General features: G+C 61.9%; 19 protein-coding genes and 1 pseudogene. 12 read left to right on the plus strand and 8 right to left on the minus strand.

Features of this window, described 5'->3' with window-relative positions; translation table 11 throughout:
- Positions 1–6: 6 nt before the first annotated feature.
- The 9 genes from HOLFODRAFT_RS0213420 (at position 7) to HOLFODRAFT_RS0213460 (ending at position 7,696) form a co-directional block, all read left to right on the plus strand.
- The gene (locus HOLFODRAFT_RS0213420; protein WP_005036143.1) at positions 7–1,662 is read left to right on the plus strand and encodes a complex I subunit 4 family protein; all 1,656 of its coding nucleotides are present in this window, start codon (positions 7–9) and stop codon (positions 1,660–1,662) included.
- Positions 1,662–3,128 (plus strand): NADH-quinone oxidoreductase subunit N, encoded by a 1,467-nt coding sequence (locus HOLFODRAFT_RS0213425; protein ID WP_005036145.1) that lies wholly within the window; start codon positions 1,662–1,664, stop codon positions 3,126–3,128. The genes HOLFODRAFT_RS0213420 and HOLFODRAFT_RS0213425 overlap by 1 nt, the downstream gene beginning before the upstream one ends.
- Before the next feature lie 30 nt (positions 3,129–3,158).
- On the plus strand, positions 3,159–3,446 hold the full coding sequence (locus tag HOLFODRAFT_RS0213430; RefSeq protein ID WP_005036146.1) for an AtpZ/AtpI family protein: 288 nt from the start codon (positions 3,159–3,161) through the stop codon (positions 3,444–3,446).
- A complete protein-coding gene (locus HOLFODRAFT_RS0213435; RefSeq protein ID WP_005036147.1) occupies positions 3,412–3,822 on the plus strand; it encodes an ATP synthase subunit I in 411 nt (136 codons plus the stop codon). Before HOLFODRAFT_RS0213430 ends, HOLFODRAFT_RS0213435 begins: the two co-directional genes overlap by 35 nt.
- A gap of 26 nt (positions 3,823–3,848) precedes the next feature.
- A complete protein-coding gene (atpB, locus tag HOLFODRAFT_RS0213440; protein WP_005036149.1) occupies positions 3,849–4,574 on the plus strand; it encodes a F0F1 ATP synthase subunit A in 726 nt (241 codons plus the stop codon).
- Positions 4,575–4,640: 66 nt separating this feature from the next.
- On the plus strand, positions 4,641–4,940 hold the full coding sequence (locus HOLFODRAFT_RS0213445; protein ID WP_005036151.1) for an ATP synthase F0 subunit C: 300 nt from the start codon (positions 4,641–4,643) through the stop codon (positions 4,938–4,940).
- An 89-nt stretch (positions 4,941–5,029) separates the two neighbouring features.
- A complete protein-coding gene (locus tag HOLFODRAFT_RS0213450) occupies positions 5,030–6,205 on the plus strand; it encodes a TIGR04552 family protein (protein WP_005036153.1) in 1,176 nt (391 codons plus the stop codon).
- Positions 6,199–6,537, plus strand: a complete 339-nt coding sequence (locus tag HOLFODRAFT_RS0213455) for an anti-sigma factor antagonist (RefSeq protein ID WP_005036154.1) — start codon at positions 6,199–6,201, stop codon at positions 6,535–6,537. The genes HOLFODRAFT_RS0213450 and HOLFODRAFT_RS0213455 overlap by 7 nt, the downstream gene beginning before the upstream one ends.
- A gap of 1 nt (position 6,538) precedes the next feature.
- Positions 6,539–7,696: a PP2C family protein-serine/threonine phosphatase gene (locus HOLFODRAFT_RS0213460; protein ID WP_005036155.1), complete on the plus strand. Its 1,158-nt coding sequence runs from the start codon at positions 6,539–6,541 to the stop codon at positions 7,694–7,696.
- Here the strand turns inward: HOLFODRAFT_RS0213460 and HOLFODRAFT_RS21300 are convergent.
- The 3 genes and pseudogenes from HOLFODRAFT_RS21300 to HOLFODRAFT_RS25825 form a co-directional block, all read right to left on the minus strand.
- The gene (locus HOLFODRAFT_RS21300) at positions 7,665–8,357 is read right to left on the minus strand and encodes an ATP-binding cassette domain-containing protein (protein WP_005036156.1); all 693 of its coding nucleotides are present in this window, start codon (positions 8,355–8,357) and stop codon (positions 7,665–7,667) included. The two genes, HOLFODRAFT_RS0213460 and HOLFODRAFT_RS21300, sit on opposite strands and share 32 nt — an antisense overlap.
- Positions 8,332–9,603 (minus strand): serine--tRNA ligase, encoded by a 1,272-nt coding sequence (gene serS, locus HOLFODRAFT_RS0213470; protein ID WP_005036157.1) that lies wholly within the window; start codon positions 9,601–9,603, stop codon positions 8,332–8,334. Before serS ends, HOLFODRAFT_RS21300 begins: the two co-directional genes overlap by 26 nt.
- A gap of 83 nt (positions 9,604–9,686) precedes the next feature.
- Positions 9,687–9,818 (minus strand): annotated as a pseudogene (locus HOLFODRAFT_RS25825) (ornithine carbamoyltransferase); the annotation flags it as partial.
- A 170-nt stretch (positions 9,819–9,988) separates the two neighbouring features.
- On the opposite strand from HOLFODRAFT_RS25825, the gene HOLFODRAFT_RS0213480 reads away from it, so the two are divergent.
- Positions 9,989–10,603, plus strand: a complete 615-nt coding sequence (locus HOLFODRAFT_RS0213480; RefSeq protein ID WP_005036160.1) for an OmpW/AlkL family protein — start codon at positions 9,989–9,991, stop codon at positions 10,601–10,603.
- A gap of 380 nt (positions 10,604–10,983) precedes the next feature.
- Here the strand turns inward: HOLFODRAFT_RS0213480 and HOLFODRAFT_RS0213485 are convergent, their stop codons facing one another.
- From HOLFODRAFT_RS0213485 to HOLFODRAFT_RS23335, 5 genes are all read right to left on the minus strand, one after another.
- Positions 10,984–12,897, minus strand: a complete 1,914-nt coding sequence (locus tag HOLFODRAFT_RS0213485) for an ankyrin repeat domain-containing protein (RefSeq protein ID WP_005036163.1) — start codon at positions 12,895–12,897, stop codon at positions 10,984–10,986.
- 248 nt (positions 12,898–13,145) lie between these two features.
- Positions 13,146–14,291, minus strand: coding sequence for a type III PLP-dependent enzyme (locus tag HOLFODRAFT_RS0213490; RefSeq protein WP_005036165.1), 1,146 nt, complete (start codon positions 14,289–14,291; stop codon positions 13,146–13,148).
- Between the two features lie 130 nt (positions 14,292–14,421).
- Positions 14,422–15,882, minus strand: coding sequence for a homospermidine synthase (locus tag HOLFODRAFT_RS0213495; RefSeq protein WP_005036168.1), 1,461 nt, complete (start codon positions 15,880–15,882; stop codon positions 14,422–14,424).
- Positions 15,883–16,008: 126 nt separating this feature from the next.
- The gene (locus tag HOLFODRAFT_RS0213500; RefSeq protein WP_005036170.1) at positions 16,009–17,073 is read right to left on the minus strand and encodes a M20/M25/M40 family metallo-hydrolase; all 1,065 of its coding nucleotides are present in this window, start codon (positions 17,071–17,073) and stop codon (positions 16,009–16,011) included.
- A 139-nt stretch (positions 17,074–17,212) separates the two neighbouring features.
- Positions 17,213–17,860: a glycerophosphodiester phosphodiesterase gene (locus HOLFODRAFT_RS23335; protein WP_005036179.1), complete on the minus strand. Its 648-nt coding sequence runs from the start codon at positions 17,858–17,860 to the stop codon at positions 17,213–17,215.
- Between the two features lie 349 nt (positions 17,861–18,209).
- Here HOLFODRAFT_RS23335 and HOLFODRAFT_RS0213510 point away from each other — a divergent pair, with 349 nt between their 5' ends.
- A complete protein-coding gene (locus tag HOLFODRAFT_RS0213510; RefSeq protein WP_005036181.1) occupies positions 18,210–19,853 on the plus strand; it encodes a choice-of-anchor I family protein in 1,644 nt (547 codons plus the stop codon).
- A gap of 53 nt (positions 19,854–19,906) precedes the next feature.
- Positions 19,907–21,016, plus strand: coding sequence for a PALP domain-containing protein (locus HOLFODRAFT_RS0213515; protein ID WP_005036184.1), 1,110 nt, complete (start codon positions 19,907–19,909; stop codon positions 21,014–21,016).
- Positions 21,017–21,055: the final 39 nt, after the last annotated feature.

Genomic DNA, 21,055 nt, shown 5'->3' on the forward strand with positions numbered 1-21,055 from the left:
GTTGCCATGAATCCCTCGCTCCCCTGGTTCCAGAACCTGCCCCTCTGGGTTACCGCCGTCCCGCTGATCGGGGCCCTGGTCCTGCTCCTTGTGCCCAAGGAGAAGCGCCGTGTCTTTGAACTGGGTGCCCTGGCCATCACCATCTTCGACTTCCTGCTGAGCGTGCCCCTGTGGTTCCAGTACGACCGCAGCACTGCCGCCGTGCAGTGGGTGACGAAGCTCGACTGGATCCCCTCCCTGGGGGTGAAGTTCAGCATCGGCATGGACGGCATCAGTCTGGTGCTCTTCCTGCTGACCACCTTCATCGGCTTCATCGCCGTGTGGTGTTCCTTCAGTGCCATCGGAGAGCGGCATAAGGAATATTATGTATGGTTAATGGTTATGCAATTCAGCATGATGGGCGTCTTCATCTGCCAGGACATGTTCCTCTTCTACCTGTTCTGGGAGCTGATGCTGGTGCCGATGTATTTCCTCATCGCCATCTGGGGCGGCCCCCAGAAGCTCTACGCCGCCATCAAGCTCTTCCTCTACACCCTGGCGGGCTCGGTGCTGATGCTGGTGGCGATCCTGGCCATCTACTTCCTCCAGGCCAAGACCACGGGCCGCTACGACTTCTCCTTCGAGTCCTTCCACGCCATGGCGCCGATCATCGCCACCCAGAGCCGGAACTTCCAGATCCTGCTGGCCCTGGCCCTCTTCGTGGGCTTCGCCATCAAGGTCCCCATGTTCCCCTTCCACACCTGGTTGCCGGACGCCCACGTCCAGGCTCCCACGGCGGGTTCGGTGATCCTGGCCGGCATCCTGCTGAAGATGGGCACCTACGGTTTCGTGCGCTTCCTGCTGCCCATCGCGCCGGATGCCACCAAGGTGCTCCTGCCCTGGTTCCTGGCCCTGACCCTCATCGGCCTGATCTACGGCGCGCTGGTGGCCATGATCCAGAAGGACATGAAGAAGCTGGTGGCGTATTCCTCCGTCAGCCACCTGGGCCTCTGCATGCTGGGCGTCTTCTCCATGAATCCCAACGGGCTGCAAGGCGCCATCTTCCAGATGCTCAACCACGGCATCAGCACCAGCGGGCTCTTCCTCATCGTGGGCATCGTCTACGAGCGCCGGCACACCCGCATGATCGCGGACTTCGGTGGCCTCTCCAAGACCATGCCGGTCTACGCCACCATCTTCATGATCATGACCATGAGCTCCATCGGGCTTCCCGGCCTCAACGGGTTCATCGGCGAGGCCACCATCTTCATGGGCGCTTTCCAGGTCCACCCCTGGTGGGCTGTGGTGGCCACCACCGGCATCATCCTGGGTGCCGCCTACATGCTCTGGCTCTACCAGCGTGTCATGTTCGGGCCCCTCAACGAGACCAACGCCCAGATGAAGGATCTCAATGCCCGGGAGATCGCCTACTTTGCGCCTTTGGTGGTCGTGGCCTTCTGGATCGGCCTCAACCCCACTCCCATCATGGAGATCCTGGCTAAGCCCGTGGAGAAGCTGGTGATCCAGGTGAATCCCGACTTCTACAAGCATGAAGAGCTGGCCAAGGTCCAGGCCGAAGCCGCCAAGGTCGGCATGGCCGCCATGGCTGCCCCAGCCCATCACGAGGCTGCGGAGGCCCATGAGTCGGCCACTCCCGCCGCCGAAGTCCACGGAGGCCACTGATGCCCTTCGCTGAGAGTCTCTGGGGGAACCTGGTCCAGGATCTCCCCCTCCTTGTCCCGGTGCTCTTCCTCTGGATCGTGGGCACCCTCATGCTCTGGCCTCTGGGCTCCTGGCTCCTCAAATCCATGCCCAAGCGCCAGTGGTCCGGCATCACCTTCGTGGTACTGCTCGTCACCCTTGTCCTGGTCTTCCGGACACCTGCGGGGCAGGGCTTCTCGGGCATGTTCCAGGTGGATGGCCTGACCACGGGCTTCCAGATCCTTGCGATCGTGGCGGCCGCCATCACCGTCATCCTCAGCCAGCCCCAGCTCAATGCCCTCAAGGAACAGTCCGTCGAGTACTACGCCCTGATCCTCTTCTCTACCTCAGGCATGATGCTCCTGGTGGGCGCCACCGACCTGGTCAGCCTCTACATGGCCCTCGAACTGATGGCTCTCTGCATCTACATCCTGGTGGGCTACCTGCGGGAGCAGGATCGGGGCATCGAGGCCGGCATCAAATACTTCCTCCTCGGGGCCTTTTCCAGCGGCCTTCTGGTCTATGGCATGTCCCTGATCTTCGCCGCCGCAGGCGGCAAGACCACCAATCTGGCGGCGCTGAATCAGGCCCTGGCCCTGGCGCCCCGCAACGCCGAGCTGATGATCTTCACCGGGGTGATCCTGGTGCTGGCGGGCTTCGGCTTCAAGGTGGCAGCGGTGCCCTTCCACATGTGGAGCCCCGATGTCTATGATGGCGCGCCCACGCCCATCACGGCCTTCCTCTCCACCGCGCCCAAGGCTGCGGCGCTGGGCGCCTTCGTCCGACTCTTCGGCACGGCCTTCAACGGGGTCCATGGAGACTGGGCAGCGCCTCTGTCCTTCATGGCCGCCGCGAGCATGATCCTCGGCAACATCGCGGCCCTGCGCCAGCAGAGCATGAAGCGGCTTCTGGCCTATTCCAGCATCGCTCACGTGGGCTACATGCTCCTGGCGGTGCTCTCCCACGACGCCCAGGCCGGGGCCCAGGCCATCTGGCTTTACATGCTGACCTACCTCCTGATGCAGGGCGGCGTCTTCGCCGTGATCATCTACCTCCAGGGCAAGGGGGAAGGGGAGCGCATCGAGGACTTCCGCGGGCTCTCCAAGCGGCGTCCGATGCTGGCCTTCGCCATGCTGGTCTTCATGCTGAGCCTAGGGGGCATTCCCCCCATGCTGGGCTTCTTCGCCAAGTTCTATCTCTTCAAGCTGGCCATTGAACAGGGTTTCGTGACCCTCACCGTGCTGGCCTTCCTTACCAGTGCCATCTCCGCCTACTACTACCTGAACGTGGTGGCCACGATGTATTTCAAGGAGGCCCCCGAGGGCGAGGCCCAGCCCATGGGTTCTGGCCTCAGCATCGTGGTCTTCGCCACCTGCCTCCTGGTCCTGGTGGGCACCTGCCTGGGCCCCTGGCTCATGGACTGGACCGCCCGGATCGTTCTGGTCTAGTCGTGCTGATCTCACCACCCAGGGAGCCCTATGCTCTTCCGCCCCAAGCCCAAGGATGCGGACCCCAAGGAGCGGGCCCTCTGGGGGGATCTCATGTCCCTGGGCATGGTCTTTCCCATCGCCATTGTCCTGGGCTATCTCGTCGGACGCTGGGCCGGAGGGAAGCTGGGCTACCCGAGGGCCGGTGTGCTCATCGGGCTGGTCTGGGGCGCGGCCACGGGCTTCTGGGAGCTCTACAAGGTCACCAAGCGCATGGAGCGTCTGGACAAGGGCAAGGATTCCGATGACCACGAGCCTCGCGATCCCCATGAGCCCTGATCCCGGGTCCATCCATATGGTCTGGATCGGCCGCTTCCAGTTGGCCCTGCTGCCGCTGGGGGGGCTCTTGTGGCTCCTCAAGTCCTGGCGGGCCTCCCTGGTCTTTCTGGTGGGGGGCTTGGCCAGTATCGGCTTCTGGTACACCCACCGCTGGGTTGTAGCTCGGATGCTGACCCCCTCGTTGAGGCTCCGCTGGTTCTACGCGGTGCTGAGCCTCCTGAAGCTGGCGTTGATCGCACTGGTTCTTTACGGGATGATAGAGCATTTTCCGGGGGAGACCCTTCCCCTGGTCACCGGCGTTCTCTTGTTTGTCTTGGGCATTCTTCTTGAAGCAGTAAGGCTTGTCTTCAACCCTACCTCTGGGGTGAACGGATGAAGCCGGGTTGGAAAAAGGGTTGAACCATGGAACACCACGCCTCGTATCTCTCCTGGATCCTGACGGAGCTCCTCCACCTGCCGCGGCATGCCTGGGGCAGCTTCGCCCACGGTGCGCCGCTTTCGCTCCTGGAGCGCTATGACCATCTCTTCGCGGCGGTGTTGGCCCTCCTGGTGACCATGCTCCTGGTGACCCTCACCAAACGGCAGCGTATCCCTGGGCCCTTCCAGCAGTGCATGGAATTCGTCGTGAACTTCCTGCGCGGACTGGTGTCCGACAACATCGCCCATCACCCCGAGAAATACGTGCCCCTGATCGGCACCCTGGGCTTCTTCGTGTTCCTGAACAACCTCTTTGGTCTGGCGCCGGGCCTCCCCTCGGGCACCGGCAACTGGAACGTCACCCTGGCCTGCGCCCTGGTGGTCTTCGGCTACTACAACTGGCATGGCATGAGGGAGCATGGCGTTGGCAAATACTGGGCCCACTTCGCCGGTCCCATCTGGTGGCTGGCCCCCCTGATGTTCCCCCTGGAGATCCTGGGCCTCCTCTCCCGGATCCTCAGCCACTCCCTCCGTCTCTTCGGCAACATCGCAGGCGAGCACGTGGTGGCGGGCATCTTCTTCATGCTGCTTCCGGTCTTCCTGCCTCTGCCCATCATGGCCATGGGTCTCTTCTTCGGCCTCATCCAGACCTTCGTCTTCATCATGCTCGCCACGATCTACCTCAGCGGCGCCGTGGCCCACGAGCATTGATCCAGTTCTAGTCAACCCGGCGGCGGGATTCCGAACCCCGCCACCACCGTCTCCCAGGGGTATCCCATGAAGAAGTTCCTCGTCACCGCCTTCCTGTTCACCGTGGCCGCCTTCGCCTTCGCGCAGGGCGCTCCCGCCGCCGCTCCCAAGAGCCTCTTCGAAGGCCAGTTCCTGGCCCACGTGGCCCTCGCCATCGCCGCCGCCGGTTGCGGTCTGGGCCAGGGCAAGGCTGTGGCCACCGCCTGCGAAGGCATCGCCCGCAACCCCCAGGCCGCCGGCAACATCCGCACCACCATGATCATCGGTCTGGCCCTCATCGAGGCCCTCGTGATCTACGTTCTTGTGGCCGCCTTCGCCATCAAGTAGGCTGCACTCCCGTCTGTGAGAAGGGGCGCCAAGCGGCGCCCCTTTAATATTTTGGTTCCGGTAAGATCTGGCCGATATAAGGTTTGATCATGCTTCGCGTCCCCTACGCCCCTCTTCCTCTCAGTATCGCCCGGGCCTTCCTGGGGGGCCGCTCCTTCATCGATCAGGAAGCGCTGCATATCGCGGACATGGAGCAGGCCCACGACTTCGCCCTGCACTACGGCTATGATCTGGCCATCCCCCACCAGCGGGAGCATGTGGTGAAGGTCTTCGAGGATGCCCTGTCCTTTACGGAGGAGGTGATCCTGGAGGGGGTGGATATCGGGATCCCCAAGGAGTTCTTCGAGCTCCAGGACCCGGCGGAGCTCCTGGTCTGGGCCTCCCGCAGGCCCCGGGATCTGCGGGCCCGCTGGGCATGCGCCATCCTGCGGGTGATGCATACCCTGGTGCATGTGGACAACAACCTCTACCTGCGTTTCCTCCCGGAGATCCAGCAGCAGGTCTTCGATCGCTACGAGCACTACCTGGTGCCTGGGGAGAGCGGGAAATGGAAGCTCAAGGGCCAGTATGAGGTGCCCCTCCTGGCCTTCCGCCGCAAGGAGAACAAGGATCGGGTTTCCATGCTCCTCAAGCTCCTGCATAAGCCGGAGAATGTGGCGGAGACGGTCTATGACCTCATCGGGCTCCGCTTCGTGGCCGAGGACCTTCTCGGGGGGCTGATGGTGATCCGCTTCCTGCTGGACCACCACGTGATCATGCCCCACCACCTCAAGGTGGGGCGTACCCGGAACCTCATGGTGGACCTGACGGCTCTGGACCGCTGGATCTCCAAGATGCCAAGCGACTTCGATATCGGAATCCTCTCTCTGGAGGAGCGGGCCAGGATCTCCGAATCCCTCACGCTCAAGAAGGGACGTCCAGCAACTAACCCTTTTTCAGCCAGTAGTTACTCTGCCCTTCAGTTCACGACCACCACCCTGATCCGCCTCCCTGGCCCCGCCGTAACCGCCCTTGAGCGGGTGCAGGCCCGACTTCTTGCTATGGGGAAACCGGAAATAGGTGATCTTCTTCGCATTCCGGAGTTGATCCAGGAGCAGGAGGAGTATACTTTTTTCTTCGCACACGAAGTTCAAATCATGGAACGCACAGGGTTCGAGGGAATAGCTTCTGGGCCGGCCTCCCACGCAGAATATAAGCAGCGCCAGCGTGAAGCGGCCAGGACCCGAGTTTTGCAAGGCATCATGACGCAGGAGGGCTCATGCTGAACATCCAGACCCGCCAGGAAGGGAACGCCTCGGTGGTCACTATCCAGGGCAAGGTCAACTTCGAGGTTACGGCCCAATTGCGGGACGTGATCCGGGACACCGTGACCACCCTGCTGCCAAAGCTGTTGGTGATCAACCTCGAAGGGGTCAGCTTCATTGATTCCTCCGGGCTCGGCCTCCTGGTCGCCGCCCGCAACAGTGTCGACAAGAACAGCGGCAAGCTGCACCTCTGTGGCCTGCCCCCTCAGGTGAAGAAGACCTTCGATCAGACAAACCTGACGAACTACTTCTCCATCTTCGCCACTGAGCAGGACGCCCTCCGGGGAGCCTGAGGTGCAAAAGGGCCTGGTGCTGGTTGTAGATGATGAGGCCCCCATCCGGGATATCCTCAGCTTCTATCTGAAACGGGCCGGCTATCAGGTCCTGTTGGCGGAGAATGGACGCCAGGCTCTGGAGGAGATGGCCAAGCTTCAACCGGACCTGATCATTTCCGACCTTCGCATGCCGGAACTGGCCGGGGACGAGTTCTGCCAGATTGTGAAGGGCAACCCCGCCACCCGGGATATCTACTTCGTGCTCGTCTCCGCCATGGATGGATCCGCCTCCCGAATCGGGGGGCTGAACCTGGGCGCGGACGATATGATCGCCAAGCCATTCCATGCCCAGGAGGTGATGGCCAAGGTGGCTTCCGCCTTCCGCATCATCGAGATGCAGAAGGAGATCAAGCGCCAGAATCAGGTTCTGGTCCGCTTCCAGGAACGAATGACCGCTGAGTTGAACCTGGCGGCCAAGCTCCAGATGGGCCTCCTGCCAGAGGCACCCGGTGAGGTATCCTGCGTCCACTACCATCACCGCTACCTGCCAGCTGAAGGGATCGGTGGCGACATCTACTCCATCCTCCCCATGCCCGGTGGAGGGGTGGCCATCATGATCGCTGATGTGAGCGGGCATGGCGTGACCGCCGCCTTGATCTCGGCCATGGTCAAGACCAGCTTCGGCAACCAGATCCACCTTTCCGACAGTCCCCGCATCTGGGCGGAGCGCATGAATCGGGATCTGGTGCGCAGCACCCTAGAGGAACAGTTCGCCACGGCCTTCCTGGCCTACCTGGATCCGGCCAGCCATCAGCTCCGCTACGTGGTGGCTGGGCACGAACCCGCCTTCCGCATTCCCGCCGGGACCCCGAAGTCCCCCGAGGCCCTGCACGGGAAGGGTTTCATGCTGGGGATCGACGAATCTCTCCCCTTCGATGAACTGAGCGCTCCCTTCGAGCCAGGGGATCGCATCATCCTCTACACGGATGGTCTGGTGGAGGTGGAGCGGGAGGATCGGCAGTTCCTGGGCAACGATGGCCTTCTGGGTTACTGTGCTGACCTGCCTCAGGATGGCGAGGCCGCTGTGGGACACCTCCTGGAGCAGGCTCGCGCCTTCCACAGTCCCAACCCCTTCGTGGATGACGTCACCCTTGTGCTGCTTGATCGGGTGCGATGAGGATCTGGCGATCGCAGAGACGGCGTACCGACGAGATCTGATGGCTGATGAAGAGGAGGGTGGTGCCTCCGTCCCTGAGGTCCAGGAGCAGCTTCAGGAGGTGGCTCCCCAGGGTGGGGTCCAGGGCCGAAAGGGGTTCGTCCAGCACCAGCAGGCGGGGGGTCAGCATGAGGGCCCGGCCGAGGCAGAGGCGCTGGGCGAGTCCGTTTGACCACTGGTGGGGTTTCTGTTCCAGGGCTGCCAACGGGAACTTGACACGCTCGGCCATGAGGATGGCTGCATCCCGTCTCTGGCGCTCGTCGCCTCTGTGGTGGATGGCCAGGGGTTCCTCCAGAATCTGCCAGCCTGTCCGGTGGGGAGGGAGAGAGGCTGTTGGATCCTGGAAGACCGCCTGCATGAGGGGGCGATGAGGTCGGCGCTGGGCCTCATCCATGCTTGACCAGGGAAGTCCCATCAGATGGATGCTGCCCGCGCTGAGGGGCAGGAGGCCCAGGATGGCCCATGCCAGGGTGGTCTTGCCCGCTCCGCTTGTGCCGACGATGCCGAGGGCCTCGCCCGGAGCCACCTCAAAGGAAAGATCCCTCAGGATCCAGCGTTCTCCGCGCTGGACCCCGAGACCCTCTACCTGGAGCGCACTACCGGAGGGTGTCGGTTCCCACATAGGGCACCAGGGCCTTGGGGATGCGGATGCTGCCGTCGGGCTGCTGGCCGTTCTCCAGGATGGCGACCCAGGTGCGCCCCACCGCCAGCCCGGAGCCGTTGAGGGTGTGGAGGAACTGGGGCTTGGCCTTGGGCTCCGTGCCCTTGCAGCGGATATTGGCGCGCCTGCCCTGGAAGTCGCCGAACCAGGAACAGGAGCTGATCTCCCGGTAGGTGTTCTGGCTGGGGAGCCAGACCTCCAGATCGTAGGTCTTCTGGCTGGAGAAGCCCATGTCGCCGGAGCACAGGAGCATGCGGCGGTAGGGGAGCTCCAGCTCCTCCAGGATGGCCTCGGCGCAGCCCGTCAGGTGCTCCAGCTCGGCCTCGGCCTGGTCGGGGGCCGCGAAGGCCACCAGCTCCACCTTGTGGAACTGGTGCTGGCGGATGATGCCCTTGGTATCCCGACCGTAGCTTCCCGCTTCGCTGCGGAAGCAGGGGGTGAAGGCGCAGTGGCGCAGGGGCAGGGTGGCGGTGGCCAGGACCTCGTCCCGGTAGAGATTGGTGACGGGCACCTCGGCGGTGGGGATCAGGTAGAGGGTGTCCTCGCCCCGGGTGGTCTTGAAGAGGTCCTGCTCGAACTTGGGGAGCTGGCCGGTGCCGTACATGCTCTGGGGCAGCACCATGTAGGGGGTCAGGACCTCACCCCAGCCCGCGGCGGTCTGGCGGTCCAGCATGAAGGAAATGAGGGCCCGCTCAAGCTTGGCGCCCAGGCCCTTGAGGACCGAGAATCGGGCGCCGCTGAGCTTGGCGGCCCGGTCCAGATCCAGGATGCCCAGGGCCGTGCCCAGGTCCACATGGTCCTTGGGGTTCTCGATGATGGCAGGGGTGCCCCAGCGCTTGATTTCCGCGTTGCTGTGCTCGTCCTTGCCCACCGGGACGCTCTCGTGGGGCACGTTGGGGATCGTGGCCAGGAAGTTCCTGAAGGCGGCCTCGGCCTCCCGCTCGGCGGCCTCCAGGGCCTTGAGCTTTCCGCCCACTTCCTGCTGCTGGGCGATGAGATGGTCGGCGCTCTGCTTGGCCCGCTTGAGCTGGGCCACCTCTTCCGACACGCGGTTACGCTCGGCCTTGAGGGCCTCGGCCTCCTGGATCACCTTGCGGCGCTCTTCGTCCAGGCGCTGGTAGGTCCCCCGGTCGAATTCATACCCCCGCTTGGAGAGGCCAGCGACAACGGCTTCCAGGTCTTGGCGGAGTAGGACGGGATCGAGCATGGCGGCCTCAGGAAAAATTCAGATTAGCATCCTCCGCCCCGGGCTGGACCCCGGCGGGCCTTTCACAGCGTCGGCACTTCCCTGGGGCCCAGGCCCACGAAGTGCATGCCGGTCTTGGCGGCGGCGTTCATGAGGGCATAGCTCACGTTGTTCCGGGTATCTCCACAGAAGACCAGCTTGAGGTGATTCAGGGGTTTATCGCAGTGCTCCTCCAGGGGCGAGCGGCGCGAAGGATGCTTCTGAACCAGTGGCTCACAGGGGTGGGCCGTACCATTTCGGAGGAAGCATGACCGGTTGGACATTTTTGATCTGAATCTTTTTTTTGTGTGGGCCTGCTCGCTAGACTTGTTTCCAGTTATCAACGGCAAGTGAAGAAAGAGGCATCATGAAAAAGACTGCAATGGTATTGGCTGTGGCAACCTTGGGTTTGATGGGCAACGAAGCGCTGGCGCAGCAGCAAAGTCCGTGGCTGGTGCGCGCGCATGCCGTCTACCTCGATCCGGCCGACAAATCCGAGTCGATCGCTGGCGTCGGCGCCTCCGACCGTCTGCATGTGGAAAGCCGGACCATTCCGGGAGTGGACGTCTCTTACTTTTTTACGCCCCATCTCGCGGCGGAGTTGAGCCTCACCTATTCGCAAAAGCATGATGTGAAACTGGACGGCACCAAGATCGGCAGCTTCAAGCACCTGCCGCTGACCCTGATGCTGCAATACCATTTCGCGCCCAAAGCGACCCTCGATCCCTACCTCGGCGTCGGCGTCAATTACACCCGCATCTCGAGCGTGAAATTGCTGGGCGGCTCGGCCGATCTGGAAAACGACAGCTGGGGCGGTGCGCTGCAGGCTGGCGTCGACTACAAGATCGACAAGAACTGGTCGCTCAACTTCGACATTAAAAAAGTGCAGATCCGCAGCGATGGATATATCGGTGGCGCCAAGTTCAGCCAGATCAAGATCGATCCCCTGCTGATAGGGGTCGGCGTCGGATACCGCTTTTAAATCGGCAAAGTCGCCAGCCTGCGTTTACACGACTTCCTGCGGCAGCCTGTGTGGGAAGTCGTGAAACGGGAGCGGAGGTGTGGCGGTACCATGAGCCTGACACTGTTTTCCTTGGATTGGCGTCATGCGCGCCATCCCCGCCATTCTGGCCCTGCTTGGCTCAGTGCTGCGTGGAAGCTGAAGTGCCAAACGTCCCCGGAAGGATGCCCTCCACCGCACTCCCCGATTCCCCGTGGTCGGATCCTTGGTTCCGGAGGAATCGCTCCGGTAGACCTTGCCTCCGTCCAGGTCCGAAACCCAGTAACTTTCGCCCCGAATGACTAGAACTGATTAATCGAGTGATGTGAGTGGCTATCACCCGTATTTAAATCAATTTCATCCTATTTCTTTTTCAAATGTATCTTTTCGTCGATGACCAAGCTTTCTTTTTCCATTCGCCATTTTTGGGAAACGGGCGGTCTGTCTGAGGGGTCGAAAATGATTAAATCATTGTTGACCGTGTATTTGCCTTTGAATGCTGCAATGACTGGTTTCACGGATCCGGCAGGCATCGTCTTCAACACTGCCGGCGTCAATTGCGAAACGAATTCGAAAGTGTTGTCCTTCTTGAAGACGTATTTCCACACCACCTGCGGCATGCCCTCCTGATAGCCCTGCCACGTGCCCAGCAACGTGCCCACCGTGACCTGCTTCCTGACGATGGGGCCATCCGGTACGGCGCCGCGCTCTGACAAGGTCGAGAGGCTCGACTTGTTGTTGGAACGATTCGCATAACTCATGACGGTTTCGCCCGCACCGTTTTTCTTCTTGATGTCGGCACCCTTTTTTGTGAGCAGTGCCACCAGCTTCGCATTGCCCGCGCCAGCCGCCAGCATCAGGGCCGTCTCTCCCCTGTCGTTCACCATATCGAGCTTGGCACCTTTACTGATCAACAAAGCTGCGCGTTCGTAGCCTTGTGATGTGTCCGACTGCTGCGCCGCTGCCATCAGCGCCGTGCGTCCGTTTGCACTCTGAAAGTTAACGTTGCCATTCCTGGACAAGAGCGTCTCCATGATGGCGAGATTTTTCCTGTGTTTGAATGGATCGGGGTTCGACGCGGCGTACACCAGCGGCGTCACAAGCACATTGACTGGCGATTTCGTGTTGATGGCAGCGCCGCCATCGATCAGAACCTTCACCATTTCTTCGTCCGCCTGATACACGGCGACTATGAGCGGTGTCGCGCCGCTCTTGTCGAAAATGTCCACCTTGGCTTTGCGCTGAATCAGCAACTTGGCCGCGTCGATCTGGTGGGCGATGGCCGTAGCGTGCAGCGGCGTGTCGCCCATCGCCACGCTCTTGAGGTCAATCGTTGCGCCATTGTCGAGCAGCAGCCGGATTGCATCGACAGCGCCGAAGCGCGCGGCCAGGTGCAACGCTGAATAGCCGCCTCCTTTCGGCATGAGCTTCTGGAGATCCAGCTGGGGCTTGAACGTAATGAATTTTTCCATGAATCTCACACCGGCTTCTCGATGCTTGCCGTTCGGCCCCATTTGCGGGATGAGCGTCATGAGTGGTGTGTGCCCGCCCTGATCCACCTGATTGATGTTCGCCCCATTGGCGACAAGGTAATCCAGCACGTTATATTCCTTGTGAAGCGCAGTTGTTATCAGCACGGACTGTCCGAAATTGTTCGTAATGTTGATCTTGGCGCCGTGCTTGTACAGCAGATTCAGCGACGCCAGATTTCCCCATTCCGCAATAAACCAGAGTGGTGTCAGGCCATCCTTAGTCTGTGCGTCAACCTCAATGCCCTTGCCCTGCGTCAGCAATACCTCGATAGCCTTGTCGTGATTCCGCTGTGCTGCCTTGATGAGAGCGGTGTTCCCCTGCAACTCCGGCGCGTTGTCGACCCTGTCGCGCGCATTCACCTTGGCACCCCGTTGCAGCAACAGACCCACGATTTCCGCCTGTCCCATATGCGCACTCTGAATCAGAGGCGTACGCTCCCAGTCACTAAAATCGTCGTACAACACACCCCGCTTGTTCACATCCAGCCTCGGCGACTGAAGCAGCAGCTTTGCAATGCCTTCCCGCTTGTTGCGCAATGCCCAGAGTAACATCGTGTCTCTGTCGTAAATGGCATTGACATCCGCGCCACTGGCAATCGCTGCCTTGGCGCGTGCGGTGTCGTCCCGCGAGATGGCCTGATACAGCTCGGGCTTCGGCCCATCGCCTTTCGCATCCAGTGCCAGAGAAGTGCAACACATCAAAAATAGCAATACCAATCTTTGAAAGCATTTGTTTCTTCTCACTCTGCTCTCCTAACATGTTTGATGTATATAATGACTGTAAAAATATTTTGCAATAATAATTATTAATTAACCCCAAGGCCACCGCATAATGAGGTTATTAGATCGAAGTCATCTGTCCATTGTGAGGGAATCCAAGCAAAGCAGCCATACGATAATCCGGCTACCCGGATAGACGGATGCTCCCCAGCAATGCCCATAAAGGCCTTGCCCACCCCTTTCGTCGTAATGTCCTAGTTATCCTCTCGTCCCTAATTGCCCACGTTCAGGTGCACTACCTTTGCGGGCGGGAAGCCGTTGAAGAAGGTGCTGGAGGCGTGGCTGTAGGCGCCCATGTTCTCGCTATAGACGAGATCGCCCAGTTCCAACTCCGGCAGTTCTTCCGTCAGGGAGATGGTGTCCAGGGCGTCACAGGTGGGGCCGAAAACGGCGCAGATCTGGGTGGGGCCTTCCTTGATGGCCTTCACGGGGTAGTGGCAGTGGTCGAAGATCACGCCGGAGTAGGTGTGATAGACCCCATCGTTGATGTAGTAGCAGCGCCGTCCGTCCCGGTCAGCCTTGCTGATGACCTCGGCCACCAGGGTCACTGCGGAGGCCACCATGAAGCGGCCGGGTTCCGCCAGGATCTGGACATCCTCGGGGAAGAGGCGCTCGATCTCAGCGTTGACGACCTTGGCGCACTCCCGCAAGGGCTGGACGTTCTCGTCGTAGGGGGCCGGGAAGCCACCGCCGATATCCAGGAGGTTCATCTTGGTGTAGCCCCGGCGACGGGACTCCTTGAAGATGTCCGCCGCCAGATTGAGGGCTACGGCGTAGTTCTGGAAGTTCGTGGTCTGGCTCCCCACGTGGAAGCTCAGGCCCTCCACGGTGAGGCCAGCCTCTTCGGATGCCTCGATGAGATCCATGGCCTCGCTGGGATCGGCTCCGAACTTGGAGGAGAGTTCCACCATGGCGCCCAGGTTGGGCACCTTGAGGCGTAGCACCATGCCTACGCTGGGGGCGTGCTTCTGGATCTTCCGGACCTCCTCGAAGTTGTCGTAGGTCACCAGGGGCTTGTACTGGTCCAGCTCCTTGAGAGTGGGAATGGCCTTCACCGGGTTGGCGTAGATGATCTTGTCCCAGATGAAGTCCTGGCGCTCCTGGTCCGGCAGGTCCTTGATGTTCTCATGGACCAGCTGGAACTCGGGGAAGGAGGCCACATCGAAGCTGGCCCCCGCCTGATAGAAGGTGCGGATGATGGCCGGGTGGGGATTGGCCTTCACGGCGTAGTAGGGCTGCACCCGTGGCATCCACTCCCGGAACTCCGCCAGGTTCTGCCGCAGCCGCTCATGGTCGATGATGACCAGGGGGGTTCCGTGCTCCTGAGCCAGCCGCGAAAGCAGCGCCTTGTCGACCATTCCGTACTCCAAAAGATGAATTCCACCACAAAGGCACTAAGACACGAAGGAGACACGAAGAAATGAAAGAGGCTGTTCTTTCTTTTGCTTTTCTTCGTGCCTTGGTGACTTCGTGGTGGAAGTGCTTTTTTCAGTTCCCGTCGTTCGTCACGAGGAAGTTCTTGAACTGCCAGGGATCTTCCGTATCCAGGTCCGTCTTGCTCCAGCCCTGGAAGAGGTTGTTCTGGTGCTTCAGGGGGGTCCAGTCGGCAGCCGTGGAGATGCAGTTCCCCAGGTAGGGGTCGGCGATCTCGAGGATGTAGTCGTGGGGCAGGTCGTCGGGCACCAGGACCCCCTTGGCAGGGTTCTCGAGCATCCAGGAGATGGCGGCCACCACGGAGATGGCCACCTGGACGGTGGTGGCGTTCTGGCCGGGTACCAGGCGACGGGACTCCTCAATGCTCAGATCGCTGCCGGTCCACCAGGACTGGTAGGCGTGACCCATGAGAAGAGCGCCCAGGACATCGCTGCCGCTGGTGATCTCGTCGCCCATGATGCGCAGGTTGGACTGGAGCTCGTAGTCGTTGCCGCGCAGTTCCTGGAGGGAGGCGATGGCGGCGTCGCAGGGGCAGTAGGCGTAGTGGACCGTGGGGCGGTAGACGGCCTGGCCGTTCTCCCAGACCGTGAGCCTGTCGGAGATGGTGAAGGCTTCACCGTGGCGCACGATCATGCCGTGGATGTTGTAGTCGGGCACCCAGGAGCGCACGAAGACGTTCATGCCCATCTTGGCCAGGCAGATCTGGTTCTGGGGGCCTTCGGTGTGCTGGTAGGCCAGGGCGGGGAGGGTCTTCTCGTGGGTGCCCCAGCCCATCTCGGCGGTGGTGGTGCCCTCCTCGCGGAAGCCCTCGATGCTCCAGGTGTTCACAAATTCGCCCACTTCCTTGGGCTTGTTGCCGATCTGGGTGTCGCGCTCGCTGCAATGGATGACCTTGACCCCCAGCTTCTGGGCCAGCTTGTTGAAGGTGCGGCTCTCGGTCAGGGCCTTGATCTCGGCGGCTTCCTCGCCCTGCACCAGGCCATCGGCCAGAAGCTTGGCGGCGATGTCCAGCAGGCCCCGCTTGGTCCAATGGGAGATGAGGCCGGGGTTGGCGCCATGCTCGATCACCGCCGAGGGGCCGGGCTTGGACCAGCCCGCCACCATGCGGCGGATGGCCATATGGCGGTGATAGAGGGTCTTGGAGGTGGGATGGGCTGTTTCCGCGCCCTCGTAGGGATCCCAGACTTCCACTGAGGTGTTGATGTAGAGCACTCCATGGTCGTGGCACCACTGGAGCAGCTCGCAGCAGTCGATGTTCCAGGCCAGATCGATGAGGAGGTCGCCTTCGCCGAGATACTTGGCCAGCTGGTGGGCCATATCTTCCCGGGTGATCTTCTCCTGGACGAAGGTCAGGCCCTTGGCAGTCCACTCGGCGAGGTCAGCATGCTTGGGTTCGAAGTCCACGAGCGTGATCTGCTGGGGTTTCACGTTCAGCAGGTCGAGGAAGAGGGGCAGGGTGCACTGCCCCACGGAACCGTAACCGATCCAGAGCACTTTTTTGTCGAATGCAACCATGTGATCCTCCTATGGGTGTGTTGATTGTTGATTCAATCGCCAAAGATCATGCGTGCTGAGCTCTATCTGCCCATGGCGCCCAGGGGACGCCAATTGTGCGCTTCGATCATTTCGCGTTGTGGGGCGCTAGGCCCCGTGCATCTCACCGCCCATTCGGCGGAAGTACGCACCTGCCAGACTCCTATAGAATGCCACACCTTTAAGGCATTCTTCGAGTGTTAGCCACTCGTCGGGGCGGTGACTTCGGTGGGTGTCGCCGGGGCCGGCCTTGACGGCGGGAATGCCTTCCAGGAAGGCCCAGTCGGAGGCCGTATTGGAGCCGATGCCTTCGGGAAGGTCCGCCGCTTCCAGGGCGGCCTGGACGATGGCCTCTCCGGGGGCCGTGGCCTGGGGCAGGTAGTTGTCGTAGTGGATGGAGACTTCGCTCTCCAGCTCCGAGGCAATCCGGGCCACGACTTCGGAAAGCTTCAGGTTCGGGGTGGTGCGCAGGGCGACGTAGAATTCGCAGCGATCGGGCACCTGGTTGTGGGCCCGGCCTCCGGTGATCTCGGTGACGACAGGATGGGTGCTACCCAGGAGGTCGTGGGGATCGAAGGCCATGGCTTCCAGTTTCACCATGTCCCGGGCGGCCATGGAGACGGCGTTCACGCCCTCATGGGCGTGGCCGACGTGAGCTGAGATCCCCCGGGCCCTGCAGCGGAGCACCAGTTCGCCTCGCTGGGCGATGCAGACCTGGAGCCCCGTGGGCTCGCAGACCACCGCCGCGTCGAGGGGCTGGAGGAGGGGCATGAGTTCCCGGATGCCCCGGCCGTCGGTCTCCTCTTCGGCCGTGAAGGCGAAGATCGCTGAACCCTGAAGGGGGATGTCCTTGAGGCTTTTGGCGGTGAGGATGAGGGTGGCCACACAGCCCTTGGCGTCGTTGGCCCCCAGGGCGTGGAGCCTGCCGCTCTCCCATCGGGGGGTCCAGGGATTGGTGGTCCAGCCCTCACAGGGGGGGACCGTATCCAGGTGGCTCACGAAGAGGAGCCGGGGGCTCCCTTCCCCCACCTGGAACCAGAGGCTGTGGCCATGGCGCTGGACCTTGAAGCCCTCCACCGAGAGGAGCTTGAAGAGGTAGTCCGCGATGGGGCCCTCCTCCCCGGAGATGCTGGGGATGGAGACCAGGGATTCGAGCAGGGCTGCCGGATCCATTATGAGTGCGTCCCGCGGGCGAGGGCTGTGGATGAAGGTGACAGATGGGCTCTCATAAACGACTCCCGAAAATCAGGGTTGCACTCCATGGACCGCGAAAGGCCAACCCTCCATTATCCGGGATTCTGCCCAGACAGCATCACAAACCATCGACGATGAGGATCGCGGGCTCAAATCCCAGGCCCTTGGCTTCGGCGGGGCTCTTCATGCCCCACACCGCCATGCGCTTGGCGTGGGGACGCCAGAATTCGGGGCGGGCCGCCACGGCCCGGAGAGGGACGTGGAAACGCAGGGCGCTGGGGAGGTCAGCCAGTTCTTCTTCCGTGAGCTCCATGGCCTCATCGGTCTCCCACAGGAAGCCGCACTGGGCCTCCGGGCAGGCGGCCCAGAGCTGGAGCACCTCGCTGGGCTCGAAGCTGGAGAAGATCACCCGCTTCAGGGCTTCACCCGCTTCCACCGTGGCCAGGGCCTGTTTCCAGCCGGGCTCCCCCTTGAGCTCCACATTGATAAGCTTGGCTGGGAGATCGAGGGCATCTGTAAGCCGGGGCAGGGGTTCGCCGTTCTTGAGGAGGGGGAGCTGGTTGGATTTCAGCTTCCGGAGCACGCCTCCGCCCTGGGCGGTACGTCCCAGGTCATCGTCGTGGAGCACCATGCAGACTCCGTCCATGGTGGGCTGCACATCCAGCTCGAAACCGTCCATGCCCGCGGTCAGTGCGGCCTGGAAGGCCTCCATGGAGTTTTCAAGGTGGCGGGCGGAATAGCCGCGGTGACCCAGGATGATGGACATAATGCCTCCCAACCGGGGATTGTCCCCCGAGTCGGGGCCAGAACCAAGCGTTAGGCGCTCTCGTGGCGCGTTTTGTAAACGTCGTGAATGTGCCACAGGCTTTCAGTGCGCCGCTTCTGCGGGGGATTCTGCCACGAAAGGGGGGACCGCCTGCTCGCTGCGCTCGCGATGTCCCCCCTTTGACCCCCACGTGGTGGCCGGGCAAAGCCCGACCATCACGTCTGTGTTGATGCCTGATTCGACAAGATGGGGGGCTGGCGCACGGATGTGCCGTGGAGCGTCGTATTTACACGCCCAGCAAATGGTTGTTCCGGCTGAACCCTAGGATTCAGGTTATCCAGGAGCTGTTATGAACAAGTACCTCCCTTGCGTGTCTGCCATCCGTTGGGCAGCCCTATCGTCCTCACTGGCGTTTTTCGCTGGCTGTGGCGGGAGTGTGAACCAGAGCGCAGAGCCCACCCCCACCAGTCTGGCCTTGGAGAAGATCGGAGATTACGCGGGCGGTGCGCTGGGAGCTGCCGAGATCACGGCCTTTGATGCCGGGAGCAAACGCCTCTTTGTGGTCAACGGTGCCAATGGGACCGTGGATGTGCTCTCTCTGGCCAACCCCGCTTCACCCGTTCTGGTGGGCACCATCGATGTTTCTTCCATCGGGGCGAGCGTCAATAGCGTGGCTGTGCACGATGGTCTGGTCGCCCTGGCCGTCCAGGCCACGGTCAAGACCAATCCCGGTGCTGTGGCTTTCTACAATGCTTCCGATCTGGGCTTCCTCCATTCGGTCACGGTGGGGGCCCTGCCGGACATGCTGACCTTCACCGCCGATGGCAAGAAGGTCCTGGTGGCCAACGAAGGAGAGCCCAACAGTTACAATCAGGTTGATTCTGTGGACCCGGAGGGTTCAGTCAGCATCATCACGGTGAGCCGTACCGGCACCTCCACTGTGGCGACTGCGGGCTTCAGCGCGTTCAACGGGCAGGAAGCCACCCTGCGGGGGCAGGGGGTTCGCATATACGGGCCCAATGCATCCGTGGCCCAGGACCTGGAGCCCGAATACATCACGCTCAACGCAACTGGGGATACGGCCTATGTGACCCTTCAGGAGAACAATGCCATGGCGGTGGTGGACATTCCCAGCGCCACGGTGACGAGCCTGATCCCCTTCGGGCTCAAGGATTTCAGCATTGCGGGTTACGGCCTGGACGCCAGCGACGAGGATGGTGGCACCAATACCAATAGCGGAACCCCCCTCGTCAAGATCGGAACCCAGCCGGTGAAGGGGATGTATCAGCCGGATGCCATCGCCTCATACGCCGTGGACGGGGTGACCTATCTCGTGACGGCGAATGAAGGGGATGCCAGGGAATACACGGGCTTCAGCGAAGAAGTCCGGGTGAGGTCCTTCTTCACGGCGGGCCTCGACACCACGGTCTTCGGCTCCAGTGCCGCGAACGCTCTCTATGATTCCAATCTGGGCCGCCTGAAGATCACCAGCACTCCGAACGGCGACTTCACGGGCAAGGATGCCCTGACCGGCCTGGGGACTCAGATCACGGCTTTCGGTGGACGCTCGTTCTCCATCTGGAAGACTGACGGCACTCGGGTCTACGACTCCGGGGAAGCCTTTGAGCAGCTCACTTCGGCCCTTTCCATGGTCAACTTCAATGCTAGCAATGACAACAATACCCTTGATTCCCGAAGCGCCGCCAAGGGGCCGGAACCTGAAGGGGTGGTGCTCGGCAAATTCGGAACCAAGACCTACGCCTTCATCGGCCTGGAGCGTGTGGGAGGCGTGATGGTTTACGACATCACGACGCCCTCCGCTCCGGTCTACGTGACCTATCTGAACACCCGCAACGGTGCTGCCGGAGATTGCGGCCCCGAGGGCGTGGCGTTGATCAAGGCCGACAAATCCCCCAGCGGCAAGCCGCTCCTGGTGGTCGGCAATGAAACCAGCGGAACCACGGCGATCTACCAGATCAACCTCAGCTACTGACAGGCCATCGCTACCGAGCATGGTCCCCTGCTAACCTGAGCGGGAGAAATCCCATGCGCCTTGTCAGCTCTGGCAATCCCCAACACCGCGCCTCCCTGCTGGAGGCCATCCTCCGGCCCCTGGCTCCGGACGGCGGGAGCTATCATCCCGATCCCATTGCCTGTTTCCGGGATGTGCGCACGCTCCTGAGGCTGGGTTTCCTCCCGCGCTGCGTGGAGATCCTTCACCGCTGCCTCGGGGATGAGGTGGACAGGAACAGTCTTGAGGGGCTGGTGGAGAAGTCCCTGGACTTCCCGATCCGCCTGAACGCCCTCCGGGAGCGGATCTTCGTTCTGGAGCTCTTCCATGGGCCTTCTGCCTGTGCCCAGGAAGCCGGGGCGCGGCTTCTGGCAGGGCTGATGGGGCACTGTCAGCCCAGGCTCCGGACCCTGTTGGCGGTGGGGCTGGAGAACGCCCTGGCGGCTGGCCAGGCCTTCCGTTCGACCAAGGGTCTTCGCGTGGTGGCCCTGGTGCCCCAGTGCGAAGGGGCCGTGCCCGCTTTCGGGATCGGAGAGAATTTCCAGGCATTCTCCATGGCGGGCACCCGGAAAGAGGCGGAGACGCTGGTGCGAGGCTGCCTCGAAGACGCCGGGCTATGCGAAGCCCATGGGCTGACCTGCCTGGGCTCCCTCAACCCGGCGCTTCTCCTGGCCAACGTGCTTCTCTGGTTCGAGGGGATGGCGCAACTGCTGGTCCATTGGGGAGATGCTCCGGTCCTGGGGATCGCTTCTGAACCCCAGGGATTCCTGAAGGCCGCCCTCCTGGCCCAGTCCATGGGTCTGCCGGTTCGCGCCATCGCCACGGATTCGGAGGAGGGGATTCCCCGGAATCTCCTGCGTCCAGGTCGCCTGGAGCCAGGTGAACTGCGCCGGGCCCAGTGGGAGCTCAATGCCTGCGGCTATCCCCCTGAACCCATGACTGCCGAGGCCTTCGGTCTGCTCCAGGGGCGCATGGGCCTTGCCGAGATGGGCCTGATCCTGGCCCCCCGTCATCCTGGCTTTGCCCGGGTCGAGCTGCAGCAGGCCCTCAACCTGACCGTGCCCCAGCCGCCAGGCTGGGATGGGGGAAGGATGGAGATGAGGCCCCTGGAGGCAAGTGCTGAGGCCCTTCGGAAGGTCCTCTAGGCTGAATTCATGATTTGCCGCCGCTTCGCAGTGTGCGAT

It is taken from the genome of Holophaga foetida DSM 6591, from assembly GCF_000242615.2.
Lineage (GTDB): Bacteria > Acidobacteriota > Holophagae > Holophagales > Holophagaceae > Holophaga > Holophaga foetida.